Origin of the sequence: Actinomadura formosensis, from assembly GCF_050948385.1 — a bacterium.
GTDB classification, from domain to species: domain Bacteria; phylum Actinomycetota; class Actinomycetes; order Streptosporangiales; family Streptosporangiaceae; genus Spirillospora; species Spirillospora formosensis.
The window spans coordinates 5,324,227-5,342,165 of sequence record NZ_CP192011.1; the positions used below are offsets into that span (position 1 = coordinate 5,324,227).

12 protein-coding genes are annotated in these 17,939 nt (G+C 69.3%); 6 read left to right on the forward strand and 6 right to left on the reverse strand.

Going from position 1 to position 17,939, the window contains the following annotated elements; translation table 11 throughout:
• The first annotated feature begins 259 nt into the window (after nucleotides 1–259).
• From ACQP1N_RS25055 to ACQP1N_RS25075, 5 genes are read left to right on the forward strand one after another with little or no spacing between them, the layout of a single operon-like run.
• Nucleotides 260–2,074 carry an amino acid adenylation domain-containing protein gene (locus ACQP1N_RS25055; RefSeq protein WP_433226981.1) on the forward strand — a complete coding sequence of 605 codons (1,815 nt, stop codon included), beginning with the start codon at nucleotides 260–262 and terminating at the stop codon, nucleotides 2,072–2,074.
• Between the two features lie 53 nt (nucleotides 2,075–2,127).
• The gene (locus ACQP1N_RS25060; protein WP_067798519.1) at nucleotides 2,128–3,099 is read left to right on the forward strand and encodes a chlorinating enzyme; all 972 of its coding nucleotides are present in this window, start codon (nucleotides 2,128–2,130) and stop codon (nucleotides 3,097–3,099) included.
• Nucleotides 3,096–4,289, forward strand: coding sequence for an alpha/beta fold hydrolase (locus tag ACQP1N_RS25065; protein ID WP_207393979.1), 1,194 nt, complete (start codon nucleotides 3,096–3,098; stop codon nucleotides 4,287–4,289). The genes ACQP1N_RS25060 and ACQP1N_RS25065 overlap by 4 nt, the downstream gene beginning before the upstream one ends.
• Nucleotides 4,286–5,686 carry an FkbM family methyltransferase gene (locus ACQP1N_RS25070; protein WP_067798522.1) on the forward strand — a complete coding sequence of 467 codons (1,401 nt, stop codon included), beginning with the start codon at nucleotides 4,286–4,288 and terminating at the stop codon, nucleotides 5,684–5,686. Before ACQP1N_RS25065 ends, ACQP1N_RS25070 begins: the two co-directional genes overlap by 4 nt.
• A 49-nt stretch (nucleotides 5,687–5,735) precedes the next feature.
• Entirely contained in the window at nucleotides 5,736–6,890 is a 1,155-nt protein-coding gene (locus ACQP1N_RS25075; protein ID WP_433226984.1) for an acyl-CoA dehydrogenase family protein, read from the forward strand.
• 72 nt (nucleotides 6,891–6,962) lie between these two features.
• Here the strand turns inward: ACQP1N_RS25075 and ACQP1N_RS25080 are convergent, their stop codons facing one another.
• The 5 genes from ACQP1N_RS25080 to ACQP1N_RS25100 form a co-directional block, all read right to left on the reverse strand.
• Complete coding sequence (locus ACQP1N_RS25080) at nucleotides 6,963–8,072, reverse strand: nitric oxide synthase oxygenase (RefSeq protein WP_433226986.1); 1,110 nt, start codon at nucleotides 8,070–8,072, stop codon at nucleotides 6,963–6,965.
• A 46-nt stretch (nucleotides 8,073–8,118) separates the two neighbouring features.
• Nucleotides 8,119–9,210, reverse strand: a complete 1,092-nt coding sequence (locus tag ACQP1N_RS25085; RefSeq protein ID WP_067798527.1) for an amidinotransferase — start codon at nucleotides 9,208–9,210, stop codon at nucleotides 8,119–8,121.
• 67 nt (nucleotides 9,211–9,277) lie between these two features.
• Nucleotides 9,278–10,300, reverse strand: coding sequence for a cupin-like domain-containing protein (locus tag ACQP1N_RS25090; RefSeq protein WP_433226988.1), 1,023 nt, complete (start codon nucleotides 10,298–10,300; stop codon nucleotides 9,278–9,280).
• Between the two features lie 9 nt (nucleotides 10,301–10,309).
• A complete protein-coding gene (locus ACQP1N_RS25095) occupies nucleotides 10,310–12,616 on the reverse strand; it encodes an AAA family ATPase (protein WP_433226990.1) in 2,307 nt (768 codons plus the stop codon).
• A 255-nt stretch (nucleotides 12,617–12,871) separates the two neighbouring features.
• The gene (locus ACQP1N_RS25100) at nucleotides 12,872–13,786 is read right to left on the reverse strand and encodes a M28 family peptidase (protein ID WP_165488337.1); all 915 of its coding nucleotides are present in this window, start codon (nucleotides 13,784–13,786) and stop codon (nucleotides 12,872–12,874) included.
• 755 nt (nucleotides 13,787–14,541) lie between these two features.
• On the opposite strand from ACQP1N_RS25100, the gene ACQP1N_RS25105 reads away from it, so the two are divergent.
• Nucleotides 14,542–15,525: a cytochrome P450 family protein gene (locus ACQP1N_RS25105; RefSeq protein ID WP_433226993.1), complete on the forward strand. Its 984-nt coding sequence runs from the start codon at nucleotides 14,542–14,544 to the stop codon at nucleotides 15,523–15,525.
• On the opposite strand, the gene ACQP1N_RS25110 is transcribed toward ACQP1N_RS25105, so the two are convergent.
• Complete coding sequence (locus tag ACQP1N_RS25110) at nucleotides 15,505–17,745, reverse strand: tetratricopeptide repeat protein (RefSeq protein WP_433226995.1); 2,241 nt, start codon at nucleotides 17,743–17,745, stop codon at nucleotides 15,505–15,507. The genes ACQP1N_RS25105 and ACQP1N_RS25110 overlap by 21 nt on opposite strands.
• Nucleotides 17,746–17,939 lie beyond the last annotated feature (194 nt).

Consider the following 17,939-nt stretch of genomic DNA (forward strand, 5'->3'; position numbering starts at 1 on the left):
GCGGAAGGGAACCAATGCGTATGATCATGAAACGGCGGCGACGGCCGGTCCTGGAAGTCTCCGCGGTCGGACGAGGAAAGTCTTTCCTTGTACTTTCAGTTCGGTCATCCGCCATTCCGTCCGTTGCCGAAGCCCCCCGACACCGGACCCGGCGTCACCAGCCGGAGAAGCCTGACATGCCGTTTCGTCGTCGCTGGACCGTACCGATCGCCGGTACCCGTGGTCATGTCAGTGAGCTGAAGCGGGAGGCTGGATTCAGATGAGGACCACAGCGAACACGCTCGCGCACGCATTCCGGGAGGTGGCCGCGCGTTTCCCGGAAAGGACGGCGGTCACCGCCCCCGACGGGGAACTCACGTACCGCCGGCTCGACGAACGATCCGACGCGCTCGCCGGCCGTCTCGCCGGCCGCGGAGTGCAGCCCGGCGATGTGGTGAGCCTCCTGGCCCCGCGCGGGACGGGGCTCATCGTGGGAATGGTGGGAATCCTCAAGGCCGGCGCGGCCTACCTGCCCATCGATCCGGAATATCCGGAGACCCGCGTTTCCTGGATGGTCCGGGACAGCGGCTCGCGCGCACTGGTGTCCGTCTCGGACGTCATCGCCGGGCTGAGCCGGCCGGTCGACGCGAAGGTCGTCCTGCTCGACCCCCCGTCCGCCGAGGCCGGGACGGAACCCCCGGCCGGGGTGCCCGGTGACGCCGACAGCGTGGCCTACGTCATCTACACCTCCGGCTCCACCGGCGAGCCCAAGGGCGTGCAGGTGGAGCACCGCAGCGTGCTGCACCTCTTCGAGGCCACGAAGGACATGTTCAAGTTCCGCGAGACCGACGTGTGGAGCGTGTTCCACTCGGCCGCGTTCGACTTCTCCGTCTGGGAGATCTGGGGAGCGCTCCTCTACGGCGGACAGATGGTCCTGGTGCCGCGAGAGACGACGCGCTCGGACCGGGCGTTCCACGGGCTGCTCCGCGAGCACGGTGTGACGGTCCTGAACCAGACGCCGTCCGCCTTCCGCCTGCTCTCGGTGGCGGACGAGCACGCCGAGCACAAGCTGGACGCGCTGCGCCTGGTGATCCTCGGCGGCGAGAGACTCGATCCCCCCGCGCTCCGGCCATGGCTGGAGCGCTACGGCGACGAGAACCCGCGGCTGGTCAACATGTACGGCATCACCGAGGCGACGGTGCACGCGTCCTACCGGCCGCTCGGGCACGCCGACCTGGCGGGCGACGGGCCCAGCCCCATCGGGTCCCCGCTGCCCGGCATCACGTTCCACGTCCTGGACGACGACCAGGCGCCGGTTCCTCCCGGAGTGCCCGGCGAGCTGTACATCGAAGGACCGCAGATCGCCCGCGGCTATCTCAACCGGCCGCACCTCGACGCGGAGCGGCTGCGCGGCCCGGACGGCCCGGACGGTGTGCCGCGCCGGAGGCTCCGCACCGGCGACCGGGTGGTCATGGCACCGTCCGGCGATTACCGCTACCTGGGCCGCGTGGACGACCAGATCCAGCTTCGCGGCTACCGGATCGAGCCCGGCGAGATCGAGTCCGTGCTGAGCGGCTTTCCCGAGGTCGCGCAGGCCGCGGTCGTGCCCCGCGACTACGGCGAGGGCGACGTGCGGCTCACGGCCTACGTGACCGGCCCCGGCGCCGGACCGGCCCTCGGCACCGCGCTGCGGGAGCGGGTCGCCGCCACGCTGCCGCAGCACATGTGCCCGTCGCACTACGTCGTCCTCGACGAACTGCCGCTCACCGTGAACGGCAAGGTCGACAGGGACCGGCTTCCGGATCCGGAGCACTTGGACGGCGACGACCGCGCCGCCGGCCACCGCGGCACCGAGGAGCGGGTCTCGGAGATCTGGCGAACGATCCTGAACGTGCCGGAGATCCCACTGGACGCCGATTTCTTCCATCTGGGAGGCAACTCGCTGTCCCTGCTGCGCATGTTCACCAGGGTGAATACGGCGTTCGGCATCGACATGGACATCACCGTGCTCGTCGGCGGGGCCACGGTCCGCAACCTCTCGGCCCAGATCAACCTGGTGACGGCCGAGACGGCCGGCGCGCAAGCCGCCGGCTGAGCCGCTCACCGGGCCGCCGAGACGACATCCGATCGCGCAGAAAGGCGATAGCCATGATCTCAGAGCCGTCCGCTTTCTCCCTCAGTGCCGAGGAGCTGGCCACCTTCCACCGCCGCGGCTATATCGGGCCCTTCACCCTCTACGAGCCGGACGAGATCGCGGAGAAGTGGGGACGCACGCGGCTGGAACTGCTCGACCGCCGGGACGCGGTGTACCGCGACGACACCGCGATCTCGAACACGACCAATATCTCCAATTACGACCGCCATCTGGACCACCCGTTCCTCGCCGAGCACATCACCCGGCCGCAAATCGTGGACCGGGTGGCGAGCATTCTCGGACCCGACGTGCTCTGCTGGCGCACCGAGTTCTTCCCGAAGCATCCGGGGGACGAGGGAACCGACTGGCACCAGGCCGACACCTTCGCCAACGCCTCCGGAACGCCGCAGATCCAGTGGCCGAACGGATCGGACTTCGGCGGCACCATCACCGTGTGGTGCGCGCTCAGCGAGGCGACCGTCGACATGGGATGCCTCCAGTTCATCCCCGGCACGCACCGTACGATGTTCTACGACGAGACGAAAAGGATGCACTACCTGCCGGAGAGGAACAGCAGCGTTCTGAAGGACGGTGTAAAACGCGGCTTTTTCGGTTACGACTACCGGGAACTCCAGGTCGATCCGGACTGGAAGCCCGACGAGTCGCAGGCGATCTCCATGGAAATGCGGGCGGGGCAGTTCATCGTCTTCTGGTCCACGCTCATGCACGCTTCCCATCCGCACACGGGCAAGAGCCGGGAGATGCGCATGGGCTACGCCGCCCGGTACGTGCCCACGCCGGTGGAGATCTATCCCGGCACCTCGGTCATCGAGGAGTACGGCGGCACCGTGAGCCTGGAACGCTATGGCGCCGTCCTGGTGAGCGGCGAGGACACCTACGGCCACAATCGCCTGGCGACCCACACGACCCGCGGCGTGCCGTTCAAGAACCGCTCGGCCGCCGAGGCCACCGAGGCCCGGCGGTGACACCTCGCGTGGCCGACGCGCCCGAACAGGGCGAAGGCTCGCTGGTCAGGCTCGGGATGCGGCTCAATGACGCCGGGTCCCTCATCCGGGCCGTCCCGCATCCCCTCAAGGTGGCGGCCACCGCGCGGGCGGGCCTGCCGCTCACGGCGGTCCAGCGGCGGCTGGACCTGCTGACGCGCGGTCTCGGGCTGCCGAGACTCGACGTGGTGGCCGAGCCGGGCGGGCTGTGGGCGGTGGAACTGGCCGTCAGCAGATGGCTGGCACTGGAGGCGGACGACGCCCTAACCGACGACGGGCTCGGCGACGTCCTGCACACCGCGCTGACGGCCCTTCCCGGAGCGCCGACGCTCGTACGGTCCCACGACGGCAGTCCATTGCGATGCTGGACGGCCGGTCCCGAAGACGCTCCGGCCATCGTCCTGGTAGGGCCCTGCGGGATGCCGGTCGGGCTCATGGTCCCGTGGATGCGCGCGCTGTCCCGATCCTTCCGCGTCGTGACGTGGGAGAGCCGGGGGCTGTTCACTGGCACCGACCGTGACGCGGCGGTACGGCCCGAAGCGTGCAGCCTGGCGGCCCAGGCGGGCGACCTGGCGGCCGTACTGGACGGCTTCGGCATCGGGCGCGCCCACGCCATCGGGTTGTGCGGAGGCGCGACCGTCGCGCTGGCGGCCGCCGCCACCTCCGGCGCCGAGCGGATCACGTCGCTGAGCCTGTGGCACGGCGACTACGAGCTGGGGTCCGCGGCGCCGAAGACCGTCCACCAGCAGGACATGACGGCGTTGCTGAAGATGGCGTCCCGCAGCGTGAGCGCGGCCTCGGGACTCCAGCGGATGATGCGGCGTCCCGAGGCGCTCGACAACCTGCGTCCCGACATCGCCCACCACCTCATCTATCCGTACGCGACGCCCGAGATCCTGCACCGTTACGGCCTGCTCAACGGATCCATCATGGCCGCCGACTCCGGCGCCTTCCTCTCGGCCCGGCAGCCGGCGCTCGTGGTCACCAGCCGCGAGGACTCCGTCGCGCACCCCGCCGGCTCCGAGCATGTCGCCGCGCGTCTCCCGCGGGCCACGCTGGCGTTCCGGCCGGACGGCGACCACCTCAGCGCGTTCGACGCGGCACCCGGCCTGGTGGCGATCGAAGAGCGGTTCCTCCAGACGGTCGGCACGGGCGAAGGGAAGCAAGCATGACCGCACAGGTGGAGAGCAACCGGGCGGCCGCCGCCGTCAGCGCGCTGTGCGCGCATCCCGCGGTCGCGGACGCCGCCGTCAGGGACGGCGTCGCCTACCTGGTCCCCGATCCGGACCATGCGCCGATGCTGCACCGCGCGGCCGGGATCGAGGCGGACGGAGGGCTCGGCACGCTCGCCTGGCACGAACCGTCCGACGATCTGAGGGTGGCCGGCGTCAACCGCGCGGAGAGCGACTTCCTGTACCGGGAGATCTTCGCCGACGACACCTACTTCCGCTCCGGTGTCACGCTTCCGCCCGGCGCGGTCGTCGTGGACGCCGGAGCGAACATCGGCATGTTCACGCTGCGCGTGGCCCGCCGCGTCCGCGGCGCGCGGATCATCGCGGTCGAGCCGGTCGCCGAGCTCGCCGCCGCGGTCGAGGTCAACGCCCGCCTCCACGGCCTGGAGGTCACCGTCGCCGCGCTCGGGCTCGGCCGCGCCGAGGCCGACGCGGACTTCACCTTCTATCCGAAGAACACGGTGATGTCGGGCGGATTCGCCGACTCCGCCGAGGACCTCGCCGTGCTGCGCGCCTACTTGCTGACCGATGACCGGGCCGAGTCGGGCCGCCAGCTGGAGCGGCTCGCCACGGACCGCCTTTCCTCGGTGCGCCGGTCGATCCGCACGACCACGCTGTCCCGCCTCGCGCGCGAGCACGGCCTGGACCGCATCGACCTGCTGAAGATCGACGTGGAGAAGGCGGAGGTCGAAGTCCTGGAGGGCATCGACGAGGCGCTGTGGCCGCGCATCGACCAGATCGTCATGGAGGTCCACGACCTCGGCGGGCGGCTCCGGTCGGTGGTCGGGACATTGCGCGCGCGGGGGTTCGAGGTCACGAGCGACCAGGACCGGCGGCTCGTCCGGACGCCGTGCTTCAACGTCTTCGCCCGCCGCCCGGCGGCACCGGTCTGGGACGCCGCCACGGAGGACACCGGGCCTCCGGCGCAGGACGGGCCGACTCAGCGGATACTGGAAGTCCAGCTCAAGGAGATGCTCCGCGACCGGTTCCCGGGAGTCGAGCCGCCCGCTCGGTTCGAGGTCGTCTCCGCGGTCGGCCACGTCGTGGACCCGGCCACCGCGCCCGGCGGGACGGTCGTCCGCACCCACCGCACGCAGGCCCTGGCCGCGATCTGGTCCGACCTGTTCGGCCCGGACTCCGTCAGGCCGGACGCGAACTTCTTCGACCTCGGCGGCGACTCGCTCACCGCCGTCCGCATGCTCGGCCGCCTGGAGGACGCGCTCGGCGAGGACACGCTCGCCCCCGACATGATCTTCACGCTCGCCACCTTCGGCGCGCTGGCCGACGCCGTCGAGGCATCGGTGCCCACCGGCCCGCACCCCGACGACCCCAGCTGATCGCAGCGCAGGCGCGACCTGCGTCCCGAGCGGACAGGACGGCCGACCAATGCAGTCTCCGTACTTCACCCAGCACCACGAGGATTTCAGGAAACGCGTCCGCGATTTCCTGGAGGCAGAGATAGCGCCGCATGCGGCGGAATGGGAGGAGGAGAACGGCCTGCCGCGCTCGGCGTGGCGGCTCCTCGGCCGGGAAGGCTGTCTCGGTCTCTTCCATCCCCGGCGGGCAGGCGGCGCCGAGGAGGACATCTTCACCTCCCTGGTCTTCCTGGAGGAGCTGGGACGGCTCGGGTTCGGCGGGGTCCGGGCGGCCGTCTCCGTGCACGCCTACATGGCCACCCATTACCTCGCCAGATCGGGCGGCGCCGAGTTGCAGTCGGAATATCTCGCGCCGGCCGTCCGCGGCGAGCGCATCGCCGCCCTGGCGATCACGGAGCCGAACGCCGGCTCCGATCTGTCCCGGCTGGCGACGGCGGCGGAACAGGACGGCGACCACTTCGTCGTCAACGGCGAGAAGACCATGGTCAGTAATGGAATGGTCGCCGATTTCCACGTGGTCGCGGTCCGTACCGCGCCGTCCGGTCCTCGGCCGTGCGGGACGACGGGCCTGTCGCTACTCCTCGTCGACGCCCGTCTGCCCGGCGTGAGCACCGCCCCGGTCCAGACCCTGGGCTGGCGCGCGGCCGGCACGACCACGGTGACGTACGACCGGGTGCGGGTTCCGGGGAACCGGCTGATCGGGAAGATCAACAGCGGCTTCTACCAGCTCATGCGGGGCCTGCAACTGGAACGGCTGGTAGCGGCGACCCTCGCGCTCGGCGGGATGGACGCCTGCATGGACGACCTCCGCGGCTTCCTGGCGCGGCGCGAGGTCTCCTCCGGCCCCCTTGCGAGGATGCAGGTGCTCGCCCATCGCATCGCCGAGCTGGCGACCGAGCTGGCCGCGGCCCGGCAACTCGTCCACCACACGGCCTGGCTGTTCCAGGAAGGCGAGATTCCCACCACCGAATGCTCGATGGCCAAGCTCTACACGACCGAACTCGCCTGTCGGCTGGCGGAGGCGAGCCTCCAGCTCCAGGGAGCCCACGGCTATCTCGCGTCATCCGCGGCGTCCCGCTTCTACCGGGACGCGCGCGCCGCCACCATCGCCGCGGGCCCCAGCGAAGTGATGCGGGATCTCATCGGCCGCGCCGTCCTCAGATAGGTCGTCCGCGGAGGTCGTCCTCAGATGGGTCCGCGCCGGACGGGAGGCCCGCCGGCGGGACCACCGCGATCATCAGGTGGAGGAGCGTCCGGGGTCTCTGACGAAGCGCGGGCACAGCTCGGCCTCGTCGTAGTACCGGTGGTAGACGGGGGTGAGGCCGCCCGAGACCGGCGGGACGATCCAGCTCCAGTCGGCCGGGCAGGTCCGGCCCGACCGCTCCTCACGCTCAACGAACTCGATGAACCGCCGCGACTCGGTGTGGTGGTCGGTGATGGTCACGCCCTGGCTGTCATAGGAGTGCAGGACGGCCCGATTGAGTTCGATCATCGCCCGGTCCCGCCACAGCGTCCGTTCCGAGGACATGTCCAGGCGCATCCGCCGGCCGATCTCGGGAAGGACGTCGTACCGGTGCCGGTCGACCAGGTTCCGGGCGCCGATCTCGGTGCTCAGGTACCAGCCGTTGAACGGAGCCGCGCCGTAGTGGACGCCGCCGACCTCCAGGGTCATGTCGGCCTGGGTGGGAATGGCGTGCCAGCGCAGCCCGAGTTCGGAGAACCAGGAGAACTCCGGGTGGACGATCTCGACCTCCTTCAGCGCGTCGGTGGGCAGCGGATGCGCGCTGAGGCCCTCCCCGGTCTCGACCAGCAGCGGGAGGACATCGAACCGTCCACCGCTCCCGCGCCAGCCCAGGGACTCGGCCAGCCGGGTGATCTCCAGGTACTGGCCGTCTCCGATGAGCGTCCCGTCGGCCGCCTCGTATCCGGCGTACCGGACGAGCTGGTCGTTCAGGATTCGCGCCGTCGGGCCGTCCGGGGTGTCCGGTGCGAAGATGGTGATCATCGGGCGGAGGCGCCCGCCGCGCCAGGAGCTCCGCAGATGCTCAAAGCACTGCTCGGCGATCTCCTCGCCGGTCCGCAGGTCCCGCCGGTCCCGGACGTGGAGGCTCTGCCAGTAGAAGCGTCCGATGCACTTGGATGCGTTGCGCCACGCCGCCCGCGCGCCCCAGACGAGTTCGCGCTTGGTGTGGCGGTAGGTGCCGGTCCGCTCGATCTCCTCGGCCACGAACCGTATCCGCTTCTCGCGGTCCTCGCGCAGGCGGGGGTTCTCCTCGAAGAAGCCGTGCAGGAACTCCGTCGCGTCCTGGACCTCCACCGTTCTGCGCCGCGTTGTCGACTCGAACAATGATCCGCTCCCTTCCCAGCGTTTCCTGCCCGCTTGCCGGCGAATGTCAGTTCAGGTACCGCCGCCGGTCACCGCGCCGCCGCACGTCGAGCGTCACGCAGTGGAACGACCCGCCGAAGCTGTAGACGTGCCGGAAGTCGACGAGGACGCACCTGAAGCCCCGCTGGGTGAGCACCTCGATCAGCGGCTCCTCCTGCCGCTCGACGACGACGGTCCGCTCGTCCAGCGACAGCAGGTTCATGCTGACCCAGGAACTGCAGAGGTACATCGGCCAGCCCTCGGGAAGCGTCGGCTTGGGCGCCTCGATGATCTCCCAGTCGCGGAAGAGCGGGCTCGGCCGGTAGCGGTCCGGGTTCACCAGCAGGACGCCCGGAGCGAGCGGGCAGATCGTGGCGTCGATGTGCATCGCGTGCGGATCGTTGACGTCCAGGCAATGGATCCGGTAGTCGCTTCCGAGAGCGCGGCGAAGCCAGTCGATCCCGAAATCATTGGTCGTATGGCTGCGCTGGACGATGATGTCCTCGCCGAAGCGCATGAAGTCGGCCGCGTCGAAGACGGGCTCGAAATCCGTGATGCTCCAGCCCTCCTGCCGGTCGGTCGCCTGGAAGAGCTCGTCGGTGAGCTGCGGGTGCGGAGCGGGCAGCCAGCGCGCGCCGCCGCGGAAATAGGACTTGATGAGCGACCGGAAGGGGGCGGTCTCGTGCGCGCGGCAGCGCCACGACATCGGCGCTTCGACGATCGTGTCCCCGATGACCGTCAGGCAGTCCCGCGGCATCGCCGAATAGAGGCCGCCGCGGCTCGTCCAGTCCGGGGTCGAGAAGGGCGCCGAATGGTCGCACGGGTCCGGACGGACGACGGTGACGCCCTCGTCCCGCAACACCGCGGCGAACCCGTCCAGTTCCTCCTCGGCGGCCGCCACCAGGTCCGCGGGAAACGGAGAGCCGCCCTTCTCCCGGAACAGCGCCCAGGAGCTTTCCGGAACCGTCGGGTACATCGAGGACTGCCAGGTCGGGAAGACCGCTCCTTCCATGCGTCCGACCACGACCTCTTCAAGCGCCTCCCACTCGGTGTGCGAATTCACCGCCCCGGTCCGCTCGGCGGGTGGAACCGTGGTCGTGGACTTACCGGTCGTGGACATGGTTACCTGCTTTCTCGAATATCGATTGCGCGGCCTGTGCTCGGAACAGGGCGGTTCCGGCCGGTCGTCACCCGGTCGGGTCGTTGCCTCGTGAGAAGTTCCCCCAGCGCACCAGGTCGTAGAGGCGCTTCCCCGTGGAGGGCGGGCTGAAGAAGAAGGCGGTCTTCTCGGGCCGCCGCAGAACCCCGTGGACCACGAAGTCCCGCGCGACGGGCGTCCAGTAACGCGGGCCGAGGCTCAGCAGCAGGCGAATGTAGTCCCGGGCCCGGACGGACGGCCCGTACCAGTGGTTGATGGAGATCGAAGGCGTCAGCGCCGTGAAGTCGTGCCAGCAGCCGCGCGGTATCAGGATCACGTCGCCGGGCCGGACGATCTGCGCGTACAGTACCGCGGAGCGGAGCAGCGGATAGCCGTCGAGATCTAGGTCCATGAAATCGATCCGGCTGTTCACCAGGTTGTCGGGGAACGGGTAGGCGGCCGCACTGTCCTGCCAGCCGAGAAGGATGACGAGCTTCTCGCCCCATATCTGGCAGAACAGGTTGTCCTTCAGGTCCGAATGGAGCGCCGAGCGCGTTCCGGCCGATCCGACCCAGACCCTGGTGTCGGTGTCCGCGTCCGCCCCGGTGCCGAATATCGAGAAGTCGTAGTCGTCCTCCGGGAACAGGCCCTCCGGACGCTTGTAGGCGAGATAGCACGGGCTGTCCGCGGGGCTCGCCTGCATGGCGTCGAGGAATTCGCCGAAGGACAGGCAACGCTCGTAGGCGGCCTGGTCCTGGGGCAGCAGGACGCCCGTCGACGGCAGGTCCATCAGAGCCGTGACCTCTTGGTCGCCGTGCGCCTCCCGCAGCAGGCCGGGACGCCACCGCCGACGCGCGGGCCAGCCGTTCACGGCGCCGCGGAACACCCTCGGGACGGCGGAGGTCCCGCCGAGGTGGCGGACGTCAGTGTGCGACGGCCCGGCGGGGATCGGGCGGATGTCGAGGCCCGCCGCGGTCAGCCGCCCGATCAGCTCGTCACCGTCGAGGACACTGGTCTGCTTGGCGGAGTCGTAGGCCATGGAGGAGCCCTTCGGATACGGGGTACTGGGCATGGCGGGCGGCTACCGGCCGGACCGGCCGACGATGGTGGCGATCTCCGCCCGGCAGGCGACGACCAGCTTCTTCCGGATGCGGACGAGGTAGGTCTCGACCGTCTTCGGACTGAGGTCGAGCTTTCGGGCGATCTGCTCGTTGGTGTGGCCGTCGCTGACCAGGAAGGCGATCTGCAGCTCGCGTCCGCTGAGCAGGTCCAGCTTCAGCCGGGCCTCATCGGCTTGGGCGTGCTCCATCGGCACGGCGGCCCGCCCGCTGGTGCCCGGACGATCCGCCTGCCTGAGGCCGGGCAGCGACGCGCGGTCGCCTTCGATCCCGGCCGCGGCCGCGGCCGCGAAGGTGGCATGGCGGGCGGCGCCGGCGGTGTCGCCCAGGCAGAGCTGGAGTTCGCTGAGCGCCATCGCGAAACGCGGCATCGCCAGGTACAGGCCGCACGACTCGGACACGCGCAGCCCGCGTTCGCACCGTGCCGCCGGTGTCTCGATGCCTCCCGCCGCCTGCTCCACTCGCGCGAGCCAGTAGTAGCCGTCCAAGAACGGAGGCAGCTCGTCGTCGGTGAGCCGGTCGAACCCCCGTGCCGCCGCGGCCTGGTGGAGGCGGGCGTCGGCCGGGCGGTCCGTGCGCAGCGCCGCGGCCAGCAGCGCCGACATGTCGGCGGCGCGGCCGCCGGGCAGGTCGGGCAGGCACCGGCCGAGCGCCGCCACGTCCTCCGCGAGAGCAGGGGTCCTGGTCTCCAGGTGGATCAGCAGCCGGGCCCGGCGCAGGTTCCACTCGGCGTCGGTGCACATCGCCTTGGCCGAGAGCGCCGTGATCGCGGCGTCCAGGTCCGCGCGGGCCTGCTCGGGCTCGCCCAGGTGGTGCCGGGCCAGCGCCTGCCAGGCGATTCCATCGGCCCTTGCGCGCGGGTTCACGCCGTCCGCCATCGTCAGGCCGTCGAAGGTGGCGAGGGCCGTCCGGCACAGACCCGCCAGCACCTCGGCCTTGCCCCGGAGCAGGAGTTCCGACGCCTGCTCCGATCGGTGGGAGCCGGATCGCAGCTCCACCGCCGTCCGGACCCAGGAGGCGGCCCGCAGCGGATTGGTCCAGATGCTCTCGGCCGCGGCGCCGAGCAGCAACAGCGCGCCCGTCTCGTCGCCAATGGACGCGGTATAGGCCACGTGCGGAGCGAGCAAGCCCGAGCTCTTACCACGCTCCATGAGGAATTCAAGGGCGCGGGCGTGTGCACCCATCAGCCACCCGGGTCCCGCCGCCTGATACGCCGTCTGGCGGAGCAGGCGATTGGCGAATCTCAGCCGGGATGATGCGCGCTCGGAACGGAAGAGGTCCTCGCCGACGAGTTCGTCAATGGCGGACCATAGCTCGGCCTCGTCCACCCGTGCGACATACCGCAGTTCGTCCGGCTCGAAGGGCTCGCCGAGCACGGCGGCGGACTGCGCGACGAGCCGGGCGGCCGTCGACAGCACACGGAAATCCCGCAGGCAAGCCGTCAGGAGATTGGGCGGCAGGCAGGCCGAGCCCTCACTGGACCGGCCTGCGGCGCGCGCCGTGTTCAGCGCCACGAGCAACCCGGGATTTCCTTCGGACTCGCGGAGCAGGCGCGCGCAGCCGGAACCGCTCAGGTCGTCGGGCAGCAGGTCCAGCGCCTCGCGCTCACGCAACGGGCCGAGCGCGATACGGCGGACCACGCCGCTCCCGGCCGCCGTGTTGATCAGGCCGCTGAGGACCTTGTCGCCCTGCCGGGGACGGTGCGCGACCACGAGCACCAGGCGGTTCTCAGGAGGATGGCGGAGCAGATGTCTCAGCAGGTCCAAAGAGCCGGGGTCAGCCCAATGCATGTCGTCCATGAGCAGTACGAACCCGCACGGTGCCCCGAGGGTCTCGATCAGCTGCCGGACCCCGCGGAAGACGCCGTACGTTCCGCCGAGGCTCCTCGGCCCGGACGCGGACGCCGGCCCCAGGGACGGGAAGATCTCCGCCAGGCCGTAGTCGCCGCCGGGGCCGCGCAGGGCCGGCGACGTGTCCGCCAGCCCGCCGAGCGGCCCGTCGAACGCGTCGATCAAGGCGGCGAACGGTATGCGCGACGTGGACGCCGACCCTGCCGCCACCGGCCATCCGGCCTTGGCTGCGGTCAACGCGAAGTCCTTCAGGAGCGTGGTCTTCCCGCTCCACCGGTCGCCGCGCAGCTCTATGGCCGACAGCCCGCCGGACCGTTCGGTCAGAATACTTTCCAACTCGGCAAGCGCATCGTCATGACGATAGGTCGAGACGTCGGTCGCCGCTTCGAGATCCAGCGGTAGCATCACGTCCAGCGCCATAGCAAGGACACCCTCTTCGGTTTCTGCAATGCCTGCTTCAGTTCTCACTCGCCGCGAGGCGGCCATTGACTTCCTGGATCGGTTCTCGGTGGTTATCGGAAGCTTGTGGCAGGGCCGTCCAGGACGGGGCGTCAACCCGCCTCATTCAGAAAGTCCACATCGGTAATCTTCGGAAGAGATGCAGAAAATGAGGCGCCGCAAGTATTTCGTCGGTGGCGGCGGGCCATCAGGTCGGCCGGTCCTCATCGCGCAGGATCACGGAACGGTTCGTGCGTCGCCTCCTCGCACGCGCCCCGCTGGGGAGGGGCGCTCGGCCCGTGCCGCCACGACGGCCGCGACTCCCGCGACGACCCGGGAGAGGAAGCCGTAGTCGAGGCGATCCGGCAGATCGTCAGATGTGTGATAGGCCGCGTCCCGGAAGTTCGCGGTGTCGGTGAGGCACACCGCCGGGATGCCGAGCTCCCAGGCGTCGCTGTGATCGCTGCGCGCCAGGTTGCGCAGCGCCGGGACCAGGACGCGCAGGACGGGTCCGATCACCGCGCGGCCGAGCGGGTCGCACAGCAGGTGCGCGAAGTGCGGTCCGCCCGCCTCGCGCAGCGCCGCACGCAGGCTTTTGGCGAGCCGGCGGCTCGACGGGCGGAACAGGACCGAGATCCAGTCGGCTCGCCGGCCCCGCCGCCGGACGCTCGACACGACTCTCGGGTAGACCAGGCCGAAGGGGAAGGGAACCTGCTGCGTGCCCGGCTCGTCATGCGTCATCGCCACGCACTCCAGGACGATGACTTCGCGGATCTCCTCGTGGTGCTCCGTGAAGAAGGCCCGCGCACCGAACCCGCCGAGTTCCTCCATGTCCAGCGCCACCAGCAACGGCGGCGCGGCCAGGTCGAACTTGGGAATGACTCGCGCCAACTCCAGGAGCGCCGCGAGGCCGGACGCGTTGTCGTTGGCTCCGGGAGAGCCCGCGACGCCGTCCAGATGGGCGGCCACGGCGGTCACCGGACCGGACCCGTCACCGTACCGGGCCACCAGATTCGCCCCCGGCAGATCCCGGTACTCCGTCCAGTATTCGCCGTCGGCCCCTATCTCACGCGGATCACGCAGGCCACGGCCTGACGCGGTGAACGGCTGCGCCGAAACGGTCCAGCCGCATTCGGCCAATGATGCCTCCACAGAATTGCGGACCGTCCGAAGTCCGTCGGCCTCATGCACCGCTGAACGCGGCAGGGACAGCCTTGCGACGTCCTCGCGCAGTCGCCGGGCACTGACCAGCTTCAGTATCTCCGAAGCATGACCACGGGTTGCCGTCATCACAAGCCACCATCTGCTCCCGGGCCGGATCGTCAAGGCCCATTCAACAAGAAGTCATCATGATCATTTTTTGGTCGCAATCAACAAATTATCCGAACACCGTCCGAGTGCAAGAGTTGATGTGTTGACTACCCGAGGAAACTCTTTGTGCGCTAAGTGACGACACGCTTACCGTGAGTAAAAGCGAGCAGTCCGAAATCCAGTGACATCCTGCCCGAATCGCGACAAATGAAGGTCGGGAGGAGCGCCGGACCACCCGTTTCATCGGCCGCCGGCCCGCAGAAGGCCCTCTCGGCCGGGCGTCCGGTGCCATAATCCTGGCACGGCACCGCAATGACCGCGCCGCCAATCTGGCGAAACTAACCGAGAACGCCGCCCACAACTGACCGGGTGGATGCACAGAAATCTAAGGAGATCTCTTGAGAGAAAAGAAGCGTCAGCTACTCGGACCGGGATCCGATATCGACCCCTATCCTGCCTACCGGCGTCTTCGAGAGGAGGCCCCGATCCATCGGATGCACCTTCGCGACGGTCTCTACTGCTGGTGGATCTGCCGTTACGAGGAGGCCCGGTGGGCGCTAGCGGATCCGAGGCTCAGCCGGGACCCGCGAGCCGCGGTGGCCGAGTGGAGAGCGGCCGACCGCGGCAGGAGGCTGGAGGACGAATCGGCACTCGGCACCCATCTGCTCACCTTGGAGCCGCCCGACCACACGCGGCTTCGCCGGCCCCTCTCCAGGGCTTTCTCGGCCCGCACCGTGGAACGGCGGCGCGCCCGCGTCCAGGAAATCGCCGACTCGCTGATCGACGGCTTCCGGAGCCGGGGCTCGGCCGAGATCATCGGAGAATACGCCTATCCATTAGCGATCTCCGTGAACTGCGAGATCCTCGGCGTTCCGGCCGAAGACCATCACTATTTCCGGCAGTGGACGTCCAACGCGCTGGCGAACGTGCCCGCGCCGCGGCCCGACGCCTACCTGAGGGAGCTCATCGCGGGGAAACGCCGGACCCCGGGAACCGACCTCGTCAGTGAGTTGATCCAGGGGGACCTGAGCGAGGGCGAACTCCTCTCGATGATCTTTCTCCTGCTGGTGGCCGGCCACGAGGGTAGCGTCGCCCTCATCGGCAACGCGGTCCTCGCACTGCTCCGCCATCCCGGCCAGCTGGCGCTCCTGCGGTCCCGTCCGGAACTGCTCGACTCGGCTGTCGAGGAGGTGCTCCGGTGGGACGGGCCCATGGAGCTGGCAGCCTGGCGCTTCCCCACCGAGCCGGTGGACATCGGCGGAACGGTGATCCCCGCGGGCGAGCCGGTGGTGATCTCGCTGGCGGCCGCGCACCGCGATCCCGCCCGGTTCAGAGCTCCGGACGAGTTCCGGATCGACCGCGCCGACAACCCGCACCTGGCGTTCGGACGGGGCGTCCATTACTGCCTCGGCGCGCGGCTGGCCCGCCTCGAAGGAAGGATCGCGGTCGGAACGCTGTTCGACCGGCTTCCCGACCTCGCGCTGACGGCTCCCGTCGAGGAGATCCGCAGGCAGCCGAGCTTCATCGTCCGGGGCGTCCACGCGCTCCCGGTCACCTTCTCACCAGGCGGGCACCGATAGCGTCCCGGCGACGACGTGCGCACCTTTCCCGTCCAGGTACGCACGGATGTCGTCGGCCCGCGCGTCATCGAGTTCCTCGTACAGCTCAAGCGCCGCCTCCCAGGATGCTCGGGCCCGCTCGGCGCAATCCAGCGCCTCCAAGGTCCGGGCCCGCCTGGACAGGCAGTCCGCCTCGCCCCACCGGGAGCCGGCGGCCCGCCGGGCCTCAAGGGACTGTTCCAGGCAGGACAGCGCGATCTCATGCCTGCCGTGCTCGCCGTGGAGTCCCGCCAGTTTCGCCAAGGCCAGCCCGCGACCATCGTGGTTCTCGATCCGCTCGAAGGTCGCCAACGCCTCGGCCAGCGTGCCCTGCGCCTCCTCGTAGCGTTTCCGTCCGCGGCAAGAATCGGCGATGGTGAGCAGGCATGACGCCAGTCCGTGGGCGTCGCAGACCACGGTGAAGATCGTCATGGCCTGCTGTGCACGAGCACGCGCCTCGGCCCAATGCGCCTGATCGACGGCGAGGAAGCCGAGCCCCGCCAACGTCCATGCCTCCCCGTGACGGTCCCCGACGCTGCGGCGCACCGCCAGAGCATGCTCGAAAAGCCGCTGGGCCCGGTCATAGCGACGCAGCCAGCGATATCCCTCCGCAAGGCTCGTCTCCACCCAGCCTTCGGCGTAGCGGTTGCCGATCTCCTTTGTCGCTTTGAGAGCGAGTGTCGTGGTGGCGAGCCAAATGCCGCCGGGCTTGCGGAGAAGGCGAAAGTAGTCGAACAGGGCGACCGCCAGTTTCCAGGCCGCCTCGTGCAAGCCGTGCTCGATGGCGAGTCGGGTCACCGCGACGAAGTTCGCCGCCTCCATGTCGTACCAGCGGAGCGCGCTCTTGCCGTCGCCGAACCGCAGCGGTGTGACGCCGGGCTCGGCCTCTGGCATCACCAGCGGATTGAGCCGGAAGGGCGCCAGCGACCGTCCGCCCGCGGCGGCGGTGAAGAGGTACCAGTCGATGAGGCGACGCGCCGCCGCCGCCCGGTCTTCGGGAGAATCATCGGTCTCGACCCGTTCGGCCGCGAAGAGCCGCAGCAGGTCGTGAAAGCGGTAACGGCTGACCTCTACCCCTTCAAGCAGATGGACCTCATGGAGCTTCTGCAGTATCCGTCGTGTCTGCACCACCGGCGTGCCGGTGAGCGCGGCCGCCGCCTCGACGCTGATGTGCGGGCCACGATGCATCGCGAGGTAGCGGAAGGCACGGGCCTCCGCGTCGCCCAGATCGTGATACGACCAATCGAACGCCGACCGGACGTTCGCTGAATCGTGGATGGCCAGCCCGTCGAGCCGCTGGCGCTCGGCGGCCAGTTCGTCGGCGAGGTCGCTGACCGGATGGTGAGGATGGGCCGCCACCCTCTCGGCGGCGATCCGGAGTGCCAGCGGCAGCCGCCCGCACAGATTGGCGAGCGTCGTGACGGAGTCCATCTCGGCTTTGGCGCGTTCCGCTCCGAGGGCCGAGCTCAGTACCGCCACGCTCTCGGCCTTCGACAAAGGACGCAGTTCGCCTCGCTCGACATTGACGCGCATCGCCAGCGCGCCGAGCCTGCGGCGGCTGGTGATGATGACCGCGCTACCCGCCGCTCCGGGCAGCAGAGGCTCGACCTGGCAGGACGAGGCGGCGTTGTCCAGAATGATTAGCAGACGCCGCGAAGACAGCAGCGACCGGTACAAATTCGCGCGCTGTTCCGTACGGGGCGGAACCTCCTGGACGGGAACGCCGAGTGATACCAGGAATTCCTCCAGCACATCTGCCGGACGAGACGGTTCGCCGTCAGGCGAATAACCTCTGAGATCGGCGAAGAGCTGCCCGTCGGGAAACACGTCCGGTTCGGCTCGGACGATCTCGTCCGCACAGCGGAGGACCGCGGTGGTCTTGCCGATACCAGGCGGACCTTCCACGGCCACAATGGGTGAGCTGCTCGCGCCCCTCCCGCGCATGAGAATTTTCTTAATCCATGATAAAAAGTCTTCCCGCCCGACGAAACCCGCAGATGATGCGGGCAGCTGTGCGGGCCGCGACAACGATTTCACCTCCGCGAGGGAGATGAGCTTGCCTTGCGCCTTCAGGACCTCGTCACAACGCCTGACGAGGTCGGCGGAAGGCGGAGCACCGTGCCGCACCTTGCTCAGCCAGCTGGGATGGTAGCCGGTCAGATCCGCGAGTTGCCGCCATGACAAGCGGCGTTGGGCGACCAAGCGCCCCAGCTCCTCAACGAAAGGGGACGTCAACTTGCCTTTCCCTGCACCCACGAGCGCCTCACCGATAGGCGGAGCAATGTCTACCGTCCGATGATAATGCTGTACCTATAAGATCACCTACACATACTTTCTGATAGCAGACCGGCACCGGCAGCGCTAGTACTACGGCCTGATTTCGTGATTGTTCGGGT